The organism is Bradyrhizobium sp. 195 (assembly GCF_023101665.1).
Lineage (GTDB): Bacteria > Pseudomonadota > Alphaproteobacteria > Rhizobiales > Xanthobacteraceae > Bradyrhizobium.
Genome location: NZ_CP082161.1, coordinates 1557902 through 1572398 on the forward strand (window position 1 = coordinate 1557902; position 14497 = coordinate 1572398).

Annotated in this window: 10 protein-coding genes and 5 pseudogenes; 11 read left to right on the forward strand and 4 right to left on the reverse strand. The window is 58.9% G+C overall.

What is annotated here, in order from left to right:
- Positions 1-145 precede the first annotated feature (145 nt).
- The 5 genes and pseudogenes from IVB26_RS07280 to IVB26_RS07300 form a co-directional block, all read left to right on the forward strand.
- Complete coding sequence (locus IVB26_RS07280; protein ID WP_247971109.1) at positions 146-1405, forward strand: 8-amino-7-oxononanoate synthase family protein; 1260 nt, start codon at positions 146-148, stop codon at positions 1403-1405.
- Positions 1406-1605: 200 nt separating this feature from the next.
- Positions 1606-2004 carry a hypothetical protein gene (locus tag IVB26_RS07285; protein WP_247971110.1) on the forward strand — a complete coding sequence of 133 codons (399 nt, stop codon included), beginning with the start codon at positions 1606-1608 and terminating at the stop codon, positions 2002-2004.
- A gap of 1111 nt (positions 2005-3115) precedes the next feature.
- Positions 3116-4063: an amidohydrolase gene (locus IVB26_RS07290; RefSeq protein WP_247971111.1), complete on the forward strand. Its 948-nt coding sequence runs from the start codon at positions 3116-3118 to the stop codon at positions 4061-4063.
- Positions 4064-4112: 49 nt separating this feature from the next.
- Positions 4113-5744: a long-chain-fatty-acid--CoA ligase gene (locus IVB26_RS07295; protein WP_247971112.1), complete on the forward strand. Its 1632-nt coding sequence runs from the start codon at positions 4113-4115 to the stop codon at positions 5742-5744.
- A gap of 75 nt (positions 5745-5819) precedes the next feature.
- Positions 5820-6374: pseudogene (locus IVB26_RS07300) on the forward strand (DDE-type integrase/transposase/recombinase); the annotation flags it as partial.
- Between the two features lie 204 nt (positions 6375-6578).
- On the opposite strand, the pseudogene IVB26_RS43445 reads toward IVB26_RS07300, so the two are convergent.
- A pseudogene (locus tag IVB26_RS43445) lies at positions 6579-6856 on the reverse strand (transposase); the annotation flags it as partial.
- A 638-nt stretch (positions 6857-7494) separates the two neighbouring features.
- Here IVB26_RS43445 and IVB26_RS07305 point away from each other — a divergent pair.
- Positions 7495-7749 carry a hypothetical protein gene (locus IVB26_RS07305; protein WP_247971113.1) on the forward strand — a complete coding sequence of 85 codons (255 nt, stop codon included), beginning with the start codon at positions 7495-7497 and terminating at the stop codon, positions 7747-7749.
- A gap of 1097 nt (positions 7750-8846) precedes the next feature.
- Here IVB26_RS07305 and IVB26_RS07315 read toward each other — a convergent pair.
- Positions 8847-9257 (reverse strand): annotated as a pseudogene (locus IVB26_RS07315) (transposase); the annotation flags it as partial.
- A 70-nt stretch (positions 9258-9327) separates the two neighbouring features.
- Here IVB26_RS07315 and IVB26_RS07320 point away from each other — a divergent pair.
- A pseudogene (locus IVB26_RS07320) lies at positions 9328-9588 on the forward strand (transposase); the annotation flags it as partial.
- A 313-nt stretch (positions 9589-9901) separates the two neighbouring features.
- Here IVB26_RS07320 and IVB26_RS07325 read toward each other — a convergent pair.
- Complete coding sequence (locus IVB26_RS07325) at positions 9902-11119, reverse strand: IS110 family RNA-guided transposase (protein WP_247973093.1); 1218 nt, start codon at positions 11117-11119, stop codon at positions 9902-9904.
- 262 nt (positions 11120-11381) lie between these two features.
- On the opposite strand from IVB26_RS07325, the pseudogene IVB26_RS07330 reads away from it, so the two are divergent.
- Positions 11382-11600, forward strand: a pseudogene (locus tag IVB26_RS07330) (transposase); the annotation flags it as partial.
- A gap of 873 nt (positions 11601-12473) precedes the next feature.
- On the opposite strand, the gene IVB26_RS07335 reads toward IVB26_RS07330, so the two are convergent.
- Positions 12474-12755 carry a helix-turn-helix domain-containing protein gene (locus IVB26_RS07335; protein ID WP_247971114.1) on the reverse strand — a complete coding sequence of 94 codons (282 nt, stop codon included), beginning with the start codon at positions 12753-12755 and terminating at the stop codon, positions 12474-12476.
- A 456-nt stretch (positions 12756-13211) separates the two neighbouring features.
- Between IVB26_RS07335 and IVB26_RS07340 the strand changes: the two genes are divergently transcribed.
- The 3 genes from IVB26_RS07340 to IVB26_RS07350 all read left to right on the forward strand — a co-directional run bounded on the left by IVB26_RS07340 (position 13212) and on the right by IVB26_RS07350 (position 14446).
- Positions 13212-13490, forward strand: coding sequence for a DNA -binding domain-containing protein (locus tag IVB26_RS07340; protein WP_247971115.1), 279 nt, complete (start codon positions 13212-13214; stop codon positions 13488-13490).
- A gap of 169 nt (positions 13491-13659) precedes the next feature.
- Positions 13660-13854, forward strand: a complete 195-nt coding sequence (locus IVB26_RS07345) for a transcriptional regulator domain-containing protein (protein WP_247971116.1) — start codon at positions 13660-13662, stop codon at positions 13852-13854.
- 46 nt (positions 13855-13900) lie between these two features.
- Positions 13901-14446 carry a DUF2285 domain-containing protein gene (locus IVB26_RS07350; protein ID WP_247971117.1) on the forward strand — a complete coding sequence of 182 codons (546 nt, stop codon included), beginning with the start codon at positions 13901-13903 and terminating at the stop codon, positions 14444-14446.
- The last annotated feature ends 51 nt before the right edge of the window (positions 14447-14497 follow it).

Consider the following 14497-nt stretch of genomic DNA (forward strand, 5'->3'; position numbering starts at 1 on the left):
GCTGTCAAGGCGCCCTTGCCCATGACTATTGTGTTTCAGCTAAAGCACCATGCAGAGCCGGCAGCTTTGTAGATGCGCATCTATGCACTCGCACAGCCCTTTGCGGACGCTACGCATGTCAGGCCCAAACCAAAGTGGACAACAGATGAAGCACCGCGTCTCCGACTATCGTGCCGGAAACTTTCGCAATACTCACTACGTTATTGATCGGAGCCGGGCTTATTTCGATGCGGCCTACGAGGCTGATCTCATGGGTATACAGGGACGCTCTACGATCCGGCGCGTCTTTGCTCTTGGTACAGGACCACTTGATGATCGACCGCAGATAGTAGATTTTGTGCGGTGCTCCTATCTGGGTCTCGACAATCATCCGACAGTTGTCGCGGGCGCCATCGACGCCATCGAAGCGCATCATTCGCTACACTGGTCATGTGCGCGCACTCGCCTTAATTTTGATCTTCTGGTAGAGCTTGAGGAGACCCTATCGGAGTTGTTCGGCGCTCGCGTGCTGGCATTTTCAACTGTTATGCTGGCCAATTTAAGCGCAATGCCACTCCTCGCTTCCGGCCAATTAACGTCGGGGACGAAGCCTGTCGTCGTGTACGATCGCTTAGCCCACATATCGCTTGCCTATCACAAGCCCGTGGTCGCTGACGAAACCCAGGTGAAAACGATCGCCCACAACGACATCAACGCGCTCGAGGAACTGTGCCGTGAATATCCAGCCGTTGCCTATGTATGCGATGGCGTCTACTCCATGGGAGGCAATGCACCTGTCCAAGATTTGCGCCGGCTCCAGGAGCGCTATGGACTGTTTCTTTATATCGACGATGCTCACGGCATCTCATTGTTTGGAGACCAGGGACAAGGATTTGCTCGCTCTCACTTTCCTCAGGAGCTCGGTGAGCGTACGATCATAGCAGCCTCCCTGGGGAAGGGATTCGGTGCTTCTGGCGGAATGTTGATGCTTGGAACTAAGCACCAGGAGGCTCTGTTTCGCCGGTATGGCATTGCCTACGCGTTCTCCGCCGCGCCAAATCTGGCGGCTGTCGGGGCGGCGCTTGGCTCTTGTAAAATCCATCGCTCCGCAGAACTGAACGAACGGCAAACACGGTTAGCGAGACGAATAGAAATGTTTGACGATCTTATCCCGACTGTTGAGCGAGGCAATTCGCTTCCGATCAGAATGATCACAACTGGATCGGAGGCGAAAGCCATCGAAGTTGCCAAAGAGGTTCTCAATGCTGGATTCTATACCTCGGTGACATTCTTCCCGACAGTGGCGCAAGGAAAGGCAGGGATTCGAGTATGCATTACGGCCGATCATGACGTTCGCGACATAGAGCAGCTGTGCGACTGCATCTTGCGAATGCAGCCGTCACAAGAAACGACAAACCGAGCTTAACGCCTGCGCGCCGGGCCCGATTGACCGGGAATGCTAGTTTCGAATCTTGGAAAGACATCGATTCAAACGCCTTCTTGAGCCAACCGCCTTGGCAGGTTAGCGTTGGTCGTTAATGATTGGCGCATCAACAAGTAAGTCACGTACGACGATTCGGATCTTTACTATCTACCGATTCATACCGCTGGTTCGTGGCAAAAACGATGTTGACTCTGCTCCATTGCATTGCCTCCGCATGGGATCCGCTAGCCCAAGTCTGGATAAGCATTCGTTGTGGCATCTGGAACGATCAGCATGTTGTCAGCAATATGCAAGCCGTTTGCGGAATCTGGCACAAGCCAAGCGCTACGAGTGTTACGAGCGAGATCAGTAAATTCCGCAGGGAAATGATCCTGCCGACCGTGTCGGATGTCTGGCACATGAGTGCCAAAGTAAACATTGATACCGGCGAGCGGTGTACGCCGCTGATATCAAAAGGGGTCAATCGTGAGTGGCTAAAAGTAAACGCACGGTTGCTGGTCCCGTACGATCCTAAAGCTCGCGGCCGCTGCAGAGCCGCCGGCAGAAAGCGCCAAGCTGACCCAGGTTTTGTCGCGCCCTGAGCCTTGCAATTGGAGTGCGGCTGGCACGCGCGTTGCTGGATGTCTATGGCGAAGCTGCCAGTAACTGAAGGCAAACCGAGGTGGCAATGATAGGAACAGATAACGGTTTTGGAGAGGACCGCGCCTGCAATTCTGGGTACGGTTCGCAGATTGCGGATGCGATCTTATCGAGAGTTGTATGCGTTGCACAGCAGGTGGTCAGTCATGGAGACGTTGTGCCTCAACCTTGCGGCAACGTACCTGCTCCGAGCGATGAACGGAATCAGATTAATGTACTGTTAGCGTCGTGGTACGGCGCATTTCAACGCCTATCAAGACTTCTCCGGTGCTCTCGCCAAGCCGCCATCGCTCAGAAGAAAGCGCGCCGCAGTATGTCGTGCAAGCACGCAAAAGTGCAGCGTTTGAATGGTCGTAGCATTTTGGGGCCTTCCAACCGCGTCCGTCGTCGGCAACGTGCAAAGGGGCACGATCCCGCCACGTGCCAATACATGCCGCAACCCGGCTACTCGTATCGCAGCTTGTGGTGGGTAGCCCACAACGCGCTGGACGTCTTCGAACCGCGTGGCATTCACGGTCAGCGCGTGTATGTCGCACCGAAGGCAGAGATGATTGTGCGCGCCTTGCGTCTCATCCGGTCGCATCGGCCGTTCACGGCGACCGAATCACGTTGCCGCAGATGCAGACGTTGGGACGGCTGCTCCGCGATAGCCAGCAATGAGCGAGCACCAGTTCGCGCCCGCTCCCGCACGAAAGCCCTGGCAGTTCTCTGGCGCGCTCAGGAGGAGACTTCTATCACAATTCAACAGCTTGTGCCAACTCCGGCGCAACGGCAGAGAGCTTTGGTTGAGGAAGACTGGTCTCGGGAGAAACCTATGGGAAGACAATTGGACGCGAACGAATCTCACTCAGTTGTGCAGGCTGACTGTTACGATACGGTTGGTCGATCGCGACGAACGTTGCGGATGGCTTCGCGATGATAGCGGCTGGCGATCTGATTGTGACACGGCCTCAACCAAGGGCCAGCATCAGGGCTTCGATGCCATGGTCAAGATTCTACGAGACGCTGACGTCACCTTTGGCAATATCTTCCGCGCCCAAGCGATCGATCGCGGTGCGCGGCGATATCGATGCGCTAACGATCCAGGAGGGACGCGTCGATCTTTCCTGCCGCTCGCAGATCAATGGTGTCGTGCATGCCTGTGGTCACGACATGCATAGCTCTATCGCGCTCGGCACTGCGCTTCCCTTGCACCGGCTGCGTCACAATTTCGTTGGCAAGGGGCGGATATTCTTTCAGTCGGGTGAGGAGGCAGAGCTGGTCGGGGGGCGCACGTTGCACGACGAGCATCTGCTGGACGGTTTCGACCGGGCAGTCGGTTTCCACATCAGTGTTGAAGTTCCCACTCGCATATTGGGAGCCCAAGAGGGCGTGGTAACCAAATCCGCCGACCGGTTCAATCTCACTATCACCGGCAAGATGGCGCATGGTCCGTCGCCGCATAGCGGCATTGACGCGATCGCCGTCGCGCCCCCCTTCGTCAACGACGTGCAGAAGGTGGTTTCCCGCGAAATGCCCGTCCACGACGGCGCAATCACCACAATCGGCGCGATCCATGGCGAGGAGGCGACCAACATCATCTACCCGTCGGTCGTGAAGAAGGGGACCATCAGGATCAGCAGCTCCGAAAGAGGGGCGCTGCTCTCTCAACGCGCCCGCGAGGCAGCCGAGGGGGGCGCGGTAACGCACCGCGGCGCCCCCGAATGCATCATTTCGCAGGGGGCCCCGCGGTGGTCAACGATATCGAAATGGTCAGCCGCTTTCGGAAGCTCGTCCACGAGACGGCTGGTCGCGATGCATTCCTCAACGACCGGAGACAGTCGGCAGGCAGCGATGACTTTGGCTTTACGCCGAGTGCGTGCCATCCATCTATTTTCTGGTTTGGTAGTCGCGCGCCAGGCAACTTATCGTATGTGCACACGCCGAATTTCTGAGCCTCCGACGATCTCATTATCCCACGAGCTCGCCGTCAGATATATCCTCGATCTGCCAATATCCTAAGATTAGCAGCTTGCTGGCCAGTACCTAAATCCGTTCGAAAGGAAGACAAGTGTTCCAAAGCACGATGATGGACGTGCCACTCTCGCTTAATCATCTGCTGGAGCGCGCGGGCAAGATTTTTGCAGCTAACGAAATTGTCTCGCGGCTGCCTGACAAGAGCCTTCGCCGGCACACCTACCGTGAGTTCTATCGGCGCACACGCTCGCTCGCGTCTGCGCTACAGCGGCTTGGTCTTAAGAAAGGTGACCGCGTTGCCACGCTGTGCTGGAATCATCATGCTCACCTGGAGTGCTATTTCGGTATCCCTGCGGCAGGCGGTGTGGTGCACACCCTGAATTTGCGACTGACGCCCGACGAGATCGGCTGGATTGCCGGAAACGCAGGCGACCGCTTCCTGATCGTCGACGATATCCTCTTGCCCTTATACAAGCAGTTCGCGCATTTGCACCAATTTGAGCGTGTGATCGTCTTCCCGTTTTCTGGAGGGCGCGTTCCGCCGGACACAAAAGACTACGAAAGTTTGCTGAATTACGCGGATCCCGATGCTTTCGAATATGAAGCGCACGAGGAAACCGACCCAGTTGCAATGTGCTACACGTCCGGTACGACCGGCCGTCCTAAAGGCGTTGTTTACTCTCACCGTTCGACAATCCTGCACATGCTCGTCGGAAGCCTCGCGGAGTTTTGGGCGCTGCGTAGCACCGACGTCCTGCTGCCCATCACGCCGATGTTCCACGTAAACGCCTGGGGCGTTCCCTACGGCGCGGTGAACCTGGGTGCGAAGCTCGTGTTCCCCGGACCGTACCTGCATTCCGGCGACCTCCTCGACCTGATGCAAATGGAACCGCCGACGTTGGCCTTCGGTGTGCCGACAATTTGGATGACTTTGTTGCAGACTTTCGAGGCGTCGCGGGCTGAGGGCTCGCCCGACCGCGGCCGATGGAAGTTGCCGAAATCGCTGCGTGCCGTGACTGGCGGCGCATCGGTGCCCGAGTCTTTGATTCGGGCTCTCGATAGGCATGGCGTGTGGATTGAGCAGGGATGGGGCATGACCGAAACGTCTCCTCTCTGCACCAGATCATACCACCGGGCTGAACTGCGCGATGCGGGCAATCAGGAGAAGTACCGTCGCGCTGCAATGGCCGGCGTAGCCGTACCGTTGGTGGAGCTGCGGCTGTGCGGCGATGAAGGTGAGCAGCCATGGGACGGCAAGAGCGTAGGCGAGATTCAGGTGCGCGGGCCCTTCATTTCGGGCTCCTATCATAATACGCCCGTTGCGCGCGACACGTTCACCGAGGATGGCTGGCTACGTACCGGAGACGTTGGCTCAATCGATCCGCTTGGCTTCGTGCGTATCACCGACCGAACAAAGGACCTCATCAAATCCGGCGGCGAGTGGATCAGCTCGGCCGATCTTGAGAACGCGTTGATGGAGCATCCCGCAGTCGCCGAAGCAGCGGTCATCGCGATTCCCAACGAGAAATGGGGCGAGAGACCGCTCGCTTGCATCGTACTCAAAATCGATAAGCAGGCGAACACAAATGAGCTCAGCGAGCATTTATTGGCGTGCAGTTTTGCAAAATGGCAGTTGCCCGATCGCTACGAGTTCATCGACGCAGTACCACGAGCGTCGACCGGCAAGTTTTGGAAAGCGAAGCTACGGGAGCAATTTCCGCAGTAAGACTTCCGCCGCTGACCGGCGCGCCCTCGCCGCTGTGGCCCATGAAGTTGGCGACAAAGCCTCGGCCTGCGGCCGGGATCAGCATGCATGCCCATGAGATATCGGTCGACCCCGGCTGACGGTATTAGCCTTCGCCAACGCATGAGGGCGATTGCCCAGGGACGCTGCCCCTTCGACTAACGGCAGCTGCATGTTCTGGGAGCTGATCAACCAGAAAAAGCTCTTCCGGCCCTATCGGAAAGAGAAGCTGACGGAACGCCGCGGGGGTGGCCGCAATCGCCGATCGGGACTAGGGCGCCGATGCCGGATCTGATGACGCCGAACGACCGATGGTCGCTCGACTTTGCGCGGGATCAACTGATGGCGGCCGCCGTCTCCGCATCCTGACGTTCGTCGGTGATTGTAACGGCGGTGCTTGGTGCTGGTTGCCCGCACGCCGGCGTCCGCGTGGCGCAGGAACTGGACCGGCTGATAATCGAGCGGGGCAAGCCCAAGATGGTGGTCAGCGACAACGGTAGCGAACTCACCAGCAACGCCATTCTCGCATGGACCGACCAGAGCCGTGTCGGATGGCACTACATCGCGCTAGGCAAACCGATGCAGACGCCGAGAGCTTCATCTATAGATGGCCCCTCCGGCGCAAGCGATTTCGACAGTATTTTGGAGATCGGTCGGGTGCATCCATGTATACGGCTCGTATTGCGGCCGATATCATGGCCGCGGGCCCTGACGGTGATCGCGGTTCGCCCTTCGGGCTCGCTTGATCCCAGCTCTGCCGGTTTCCATCGTGCTGTCATTTGCCCTCAGCCTAAAGTTGCCTACCTGCTTTGCAGTTTACCCCGCAGCCTTAGGCCGGTAGAACTCACCGGTCATCATCATCGCCAAAATGACCCGAGCAAACTTGTTGGCAACGGCGATTGCAACGATCGTGGGGCGACGTCGCTCAAGTAGTGCTTTGATCCAGACCGCTCCAACTCGTGATAGCGCCTTTGGGTAGCGGATGATGTTGCAGGCCCCAATAACCAGCAAGTGCCTGAGATGGGCGTCTCTTTGCTTCCTTATACGGCCAAGGCCCCTCCGGCGGAGTTCTGCCTTGGCGTTAGTCCAAGCCAAGTCCTACGCATGCCACGTGAATTCGCGAGCGTCATCAATTGTCGTCTATTCATTCTCTCGGATCTGCTGGAGAGAGAACCGAAGGCTTCCCGACGGCTGCAGGGCACGTTTCTCGCTTCAGCCAAGGCGAAAGCGATCTGCCTTCCCTAGAATTGGTAGCGGGACTCACTTCGTGTTTGCCGTAGAATTCGCCGTTGAGATCGACGACCGGTTCGCGAGCAAAGCGCCATAATTGGTGACCGCGATCTGCAACTATCGTGGCAGATGACTAGAACCTGAGAGGTTCTACTCCCGCCATTCATGAATCCCGATCTAAGAACGGAGCTGCAGATGACAAGCACCGATAGATAGTCCCATTTATCCAGCGCTCACAATTTTCACGACAACTAGTATGTCGCTGCACCGATGCGGTTCGTACCTGGAGGCGCCAAGCAAGCTGGGCTGAGAACCCGGATGGCAATGCCCCGTTTGCGCGTCGAACGTACGGTACAGCCGAGCTACCTATCTCAGCCGAAACAGCGATGGTCTCGCAGCAATAGTAGGCGATCGGTCCACCGGTGCTGTGCAGCGAGCCGTTTCATGAATCGATGCGGAGATCTCCAGATGATGAAGCATGCAAACTCATGGACTCATGGTCATGAAACCTAAATATCCTCCCGAAAGCTCTGCCGGGTCGACCGTCTTTGTTGGCAAAGATCATTCTGGAAACTGGGTCGTTCGCGAACAGAATGGTATTTTTGGTGGCATGTTCGCGAGCCGCGCGCAAGCGCTCAAATATGCATTATGCGAAAATGGCCAACATCCAGAAGCTATCCTCGAGATATCTCGCGAGATCGAACTGGTTATTCCACACAGTCCGCATAAGGCGCGGGTTGATAAATCGACCAATTGAGGGACGGTTAAGTTGGCTTTGCTGCAGCCCCGCAAAACAGATCTCTCCTATTTAGCATGTAGATTGGTTGTACGACGATCACGAGAAGCGACGCATGGAGTTCGGTCTTGCGCCAAGAGGACGAGAACCGGCTAGGACTTCGTCGACGGCAGTTGCCGCGCGGGTTCACCCATTGCGATATCCGGCGAGGAATGCCAGGCGAAATGGAAAAGTGCCCCCGAGGAATGGCCCCTCGCGAAACTGTCAGGAGGGTGGTTTAGGTCACCACCGGGGAGTTGAACAAGGGCCAGCATATCGCTCCACGTCGAGGTGACGCCAACCGCGACCGATACGATGCGGGCCATTCTGGCGCACTTGGGATCATGGCATGGGTGTTCCGCTCTTCCATGGCGCCATAGACCTTGGCGTAGGCGTAGCCCGCGTCGGATGACGCCGCGCTTGTCGTCCACGGCGACGGCGTGCTGCTTATAAGCCGGCTCGAGCCGGCGATTACGACCGTTCGTCGCGGCGACGCGCTCGAAGGAGCGCAGGATGATGGTCGCTCACCACTACAGCCCGCCCAGAACGACATCCTGAAGTGCCCCAGAGGCAAGGTCCTGCGGCCGCAGCGCGTTTCACCAGGCACGGGCGCTTCTTCTACTCGAAAGCCAAGGACTGCGGCCGTTGCTCGATGGCGAACCTCTGCCTGTCTGCCGGTCGTCGGAACAAGTGAAGAACCAGTTAGAGCCGAACGCCGATAGCGGTTGCCGATCAGGCGGCGGCGAGAGGGCGATGATCGTTGTCGCCCGCTGGGCGGCAAAGCCGATCATCTCGCGTAACAGATCGGCATCAGGGGTCTTCTCCACGAGCCACTGGAGAGATCGTGCACATCGACGCCTCCCTGATCCGCGCCAATGTATTCTGGGAGAGTCTGGCGGTGAGGCACGTCGCGGCCGTGGCGGTCAGGAACGCCTGGACGCGCATGTTCTGAAGATCGCGTCGGATTGCGCGCGCGAGTCCATGCCAAGTCTTTGCCTCGGTCGAGCAGGTGGACCGGACGGCTGAGAGGACCGGCACAGCGGTGACCACGGTCACCGCCGACGCTTTCGGTACGACGTGGCGATCTTCGCCACGAGGCAGGCTTGAACGGTTCGTTCGAAGATGCGGCGGAAACGATCAGCGCCCCAACGCTGGCGTATGCGGGTTAGGGAAGAATGGTCAGGCAGAACCTCGTGAAGGTCGTAGCCGATGAACCAGCGGATCGCGATGTTGACCTGAGCCTCCCGCAAGAGGCGCCGATCGTGAACGACGCCCAGGAGAAACTCAGCCAGCATCAGCCGAAGCGCGGCCTCCGGATCAATCCCCGGCCGGCCGTTGCCGTTGCAGTAGAGGCCCGCTACTTCGCCCCGAAGCCAAGAGAGATCCAACACCCGATCGACCTTGGCGAGGATATGATCGTCGGGGACAAGCTGGCGTAACGAGCCGGTGATGAACAGTTCGAGCTGCCCGCGTTCCTTGCATCCCAGCATCGCCGTCGTTCCTATCGCGACTCACCTTCACATGGAGTGAATCAGCGCTGTTGGGTTCTTCAATAGCTCCCGCGTCCACTTCATGCGCAACGCGCTGGCGCATGCCGGCAAGAGCGGCCGCCGCGTCGTCTCCGCCTTCATCGCCACTGCGTTTGCCCAGGACGATGCCGAGGCCGCGCGGACGCAATGGCGCAAGGTCGCCGATCAGCTCCGCCCCAAGCTGCCGAAGCTGGCCGGCTTCCTCGATGAGGCCGAGACCGACGTGCTCGCCTACATGACCTTCCCGCCGCAGCATCGGACCAAGCTGCACTCCACGGATGAGATGGACAAGCAATTTTTTTCATGACCGTGATGACGATTGCAGAAATCGCGTACGTCCATTCTTTTGTTCGGCTGCGCCGCGGGCCATTCGTCCGTCCCGGCCATCGATCTCGCAGCCGCCGCGCGCAGGGGCGGTCAAGGCTGGCCGCGTTTGCGGCCACCGCAAGGCTTGGCCTTGACCGGCCCGAGCACGGCGGCATGCTGGCGTGGAACGGGACTGCATTCCTGGCTGGCACTTGCCGTCAGGCGGGATTATCCTTGGCGGGCGCGGGCGACCTCGTGGCGAAGCGTGGCGCATGGGCTGCAAGCGCCACCAGGCTGCCCTATTTTGCCTTGCCGAGCTGAGGCGCCCGCGCGCCGGTTTTTGGCCGCCGTGGTTTCCATTGCGTCACCAAGCGCTCGTAGCTTTGCTCCGCCTGTGCAGCAATCAACATCTCGCGGTCGCGCAATGCCTTGATGTTGTAGGCATACGCTGGCCCACGCCGGCTGCCTTTCTGTTGCGGATGTCCGGCTTGAAGCTGCATCGCGCGGGTCTTGATGGCGACCAGTGCCGGGCGCGTCCACAGGTAATCCTCGCCCTTCGTCAACAAATGCCAGCAAAGCACGGTGAGCTTCCGGGCCACGGCCACCGCGGCGATCTGATGGCCGCGCCGGGCGCGGATGCGCACGAAAAATGCATGCAGCGGACCGGGCGCCTTGGCCGCTGCCCAGGCCGCCTCGACCAGCATGGCGCGCGCGTGACTACGGCCGATCTTGCTGATGCGGCCGTGATGGGCGGCGCCCAGTCCGGACTGCCGCACCCGCGGGTTCAGCCCAAAATAGCTCACCAGCTTCTGCGGGCTGTTGAACCGGCTGATGTCGCCGATCGCCGCCATGATGCCGGCAGCGACCGCCAAGTTGACGCCGGTGATCGTCATCAATCTGTTGACCGCGGAATCGTCGATGGCGTCCTGCGCGATCTCGCGGTCGAGCAGGGCCAGATCTTCCGCCAGCCGGTCAAGCTCGCGGACGTGCCGATCGATCGCCGCGCGCTCATCGTCCGGCAACGGTTGGGCCGCCAACCACGCCCGGCCGCGGCCGTTGAAAAGATCGGCATGCGGGCACTTCGGGATCAGGTGCGCGTGCAGGATCGAATGCACCTCGTTCTTGAGCCGCGTGCGATGCCGCACAACCTGGTAGCGCCGCGCCACCAGCCGACGCTTGCGTTCCGTCTCCGCGTCAGGCGTCCAGATCTGCGGCAGGTACCCAGCCGCCTGCAGACTGGCGAGCGTGCCGGCATCGATCTTGTCGGTCTTGACGTGAGCCTGGGCGATCGCCTTCACCTGCAGCGGATTGGCGATAATCACCCGTGCCACGAACGGTGCCAGAACCCGCGATACCGCCATGCTGTTGGCGGTCGCTTCGACCACCACCTCATCACTGGCCAGCAGGGTCTTGCCAAATCCCTCCAACGCAGTCCGCGTCATATCAATGCGGCCCGCATGTCGAAGCCTGCCATCCTCCCAAACCACCACCTCCCCGAAAGTTCGGTGGACGTCCATGCCAATCACCCGTCGCATTCGCACCTCCTGCCAATCAGACCACATGACGGGAGCTGCGGGCGACACGACAACTACGGATTCGCGCTCCCAGCGCAACCGGGCGAGTCGCAGAGGCGGCCAGCTACTAACTCGAGCTCTCGGCTCATCGTATGCATCGGCCTGCCCGCACATCGTGCTCCCGGTGCCTCTGTCCCGATGTCGCACCATACGCCACGACGCAGAACACCGCAGCGGAACGTTGGCACCGAGAAATCTCATACCGGTTACCAACCCGATCGAGCGCCTCAACGGCGAGATCAAGCGACGGACCGAGGTGGTCGGCATCTTCCCCAACGAAGATGCCATCGTTCGCCTCATCGGTGCGATCCTGCTCGAGCAAAACGATGAGTGGGCCGTCCAGCGTTCCCGCTACATGACGCTGGAAACCATCGCACCCTTGAGCGATAATCCAACCGTCAGCCTTCCGGCTATTGCCAGCTGACCGGCCCGGCTCTTGCCGGCGACCGCGGTGACCCGCCGCCAGCTACACCACGCTAGGGGACACGATCCCATGCCCCGAAGCCTGACGAGCTTTCGGCAATACTCCGGCTCACGAGCTGCGGTGAGTAGCAAACGGATCGCCCCGGGAGCTCGGGATTAACCGCAAGACACCTAAAAGACTACATTGTGGCGGGCGGCTGGACGCCCTCGCCGCGGCAAAAAAAAGCCCTCGCTGCCCGGGAGACTTGCCTCAAGGAGCGTCTGGCGGCACCTGACCTGAAGTTTCATGCAGCGGCGGTTAGAGCCTCGGAGTGTGCAGCGAGACCGGATTGAGGACCCGATAGGATTGCGTGAATGTTGTATGTCCGGTCTGGCCACCTCCGGCAAGGCGCCTATCTGTTTTCATCGGATGGTATACAATTGGCAGCGAATTGCAGCGCCGCCACTCCAAGCACACTAAAAAGGACGAGCGCAATTGAGAAGCCGATGTCGGTGATCCAAACGTGCTTGCGACAGGTTTCGAGAGCTGACTTGCCGAACGTCACGTCGTGGGCCGGTGCCGATCTTTCTAAAGTCTACAAGTCCAAAGTATTATTCGTACGTCCTCGTTCGGAAACTTAAGGAAGTTACGTCTCATTAACCGCAGTCCTGAAACCGCAGTCCTGAACTTATAATTCGTACGATTCGCGACATTGCTGATGCCGTATGGCGCTGGCGGCAAGGTCACTCGTTATACTCAGGTCCGTTGTTCGCGAATCTCGTGTTCTTCGCCGAACAGCTCAGCGTGCTGATTATGTAGCTGATGCGGGTTCCGGAAGGCACGCGATTGTCCGCCACTTGGGCAGCAAGCATAGACCCTCGTCCGCGAGGAGCGCTATTTCTTTTTGCGATGCTGGCGCGCGGGCTTGCGACCCTTACGCAAGGTCTTTGGAGGCGTCGCACCTTTGGGTGGTTGGATGAAAAATTCAGACACATGAACGGCAAGCGTTGCAGCGATACGGTCGAGGATATCAACGGTCGGGTTTTCCGATTGCTGCTCAATACCGCCCATATAGGAACGGTCAATCCGGGCATCATACGCCAAGCGCTCTTGCGGAATACCGCGATCTACGCGGATCCGGCGCACATTCCAGGCGACAAGCGCACGAGCTTTCATGCGCCAAAACAGCCATTCTGACGTCGATCAAACCACTGGCTATAGCCGTATGAGTGCGGTAAGTCTGTTCAGATTGCTGATCGCAGACACCAAGCGCAAGCTAAATGAAACAGCCTGTATTTGATCGAGATACCGCTACGTCGCGCCGACTGATCCAGTGTTGATGAGTTATGGCGGGCGGCATCCGATGTGGACTTCTTGAGTCGGGTCGACGGCGCTGCACGCTGCAGGGCAGTAGTTCTGACAATCGCGCTTCTGAGCGCAACGAATTGCGATCAGCATTCTGGCCTTGTCGGAGCGGCGAAATAGAAGGACGGGAAACCGCTCCCAGCCATCAATTGACTACGGTAAGGCATGTTCCTGCAGACAGCGACAATCCGTTCTCTACGAAGAGGCTCTGAATACCGCTACCCTCGCTTAAATCGACGCTTCTCAATCTGGTAGGACTTTCAGGCAGTGCCGTCCGATCCCAAGATCGCAGATTCCGCGCCTAACGCGCCCCAGCTCACGCCGTATGACGAGCAACATGCCGTCACCTATATGCGTCTCCTGGATGCCGAAGCCGATAATGCTGATTGGCGCGAAGTTGCGCGCATGGTGCTTGGTATTGATCCTACCCTGGATCCGGATCGCGCCCGCCGTACTTTTGAAAGTCATCTGGCTCGCGCCAAATGGGCGGCGCGTCACGGCTTTCGGCATCTCCTGCAGCGCGGTTGGCCGAACAGCGAGGAATGAATGTGTTTGATGCGGACGTCACTTCTGTTGATGTCCGATCGCAAAATTAGATCGTCCCATCGCGTAACTGCATTTAACAGCGAATATCTGCGTTTGTGCAACCATAAACCGTCACATTTGTCGGGCTGCAGTTGCATGTGCGTCAAAGAACATAGGGGAAAGTGGTACGATGCCAGGTGCTGACTGGAAATCAGAGGAAGCCTATCCTGACGCCAAGAAAGCAGAAGCTGCGGACATAGCCTGGGAATGGCTGCGCCGCAATTGCGAGTACCAAAGAGACTATATGGCCCTGGCGGCCAACGAACGATCCAGCGCGATGGCGGACCACTTTCGACGGCGATGGGGGCTGTCTTTTCGCAGCTGATCCGCAAAAGACGTCTGACCAACAAGCCATTTTCTGGGCGCCTGAAGTGCTGTCGACCGTGCTGTCCGTGCGCGCGGCTGTCCGCTCAGCGGCGTCCAAACGGTACAACCTGGATTTCAGCAAACTAGCGGATAGCGAGCTTCGTTGCGCGCCGGATGGATGGCATGCCATCGTGGCGCTCGGAGGCGCGAAGCATCGCCTTTGGCTAGCAGAACTGCCACCGGGAGGCTCATCGGTTGCTGTCGACCTGCCGCTCGATCGCAATTTCGAGGTTGGTATGCGGGCAGCTCATCGATTTTGGCTGGCGCTCGAACGGCGGCCCATCGGACCATCCCCTCTGACGCTGCCGTTCTTGACGCGTCATCGGCTCATCCTCGCCTTGCGTGCAGTCGATGGATCCCTGGAAGGAAACAGCTATCGCGAAATCGCGCAAGGCCTATTCGGCAGGCATCGTATTCCCGATCGCGGCTGGAAAACAGACCATCTCCGCAGCCGGACCATTCGCCTGGTCCGGGCGGGGCTGCGTCTCATGCGAGGCGGCTATCGCGCGTTGCTCCGTCGCAACCGCAAAGACAAGGGCGAGGGGTCCTGAGCTTTTGGTTGATGGTACGGCCCCTGATATCTCACAAGACGATTGTAGTCG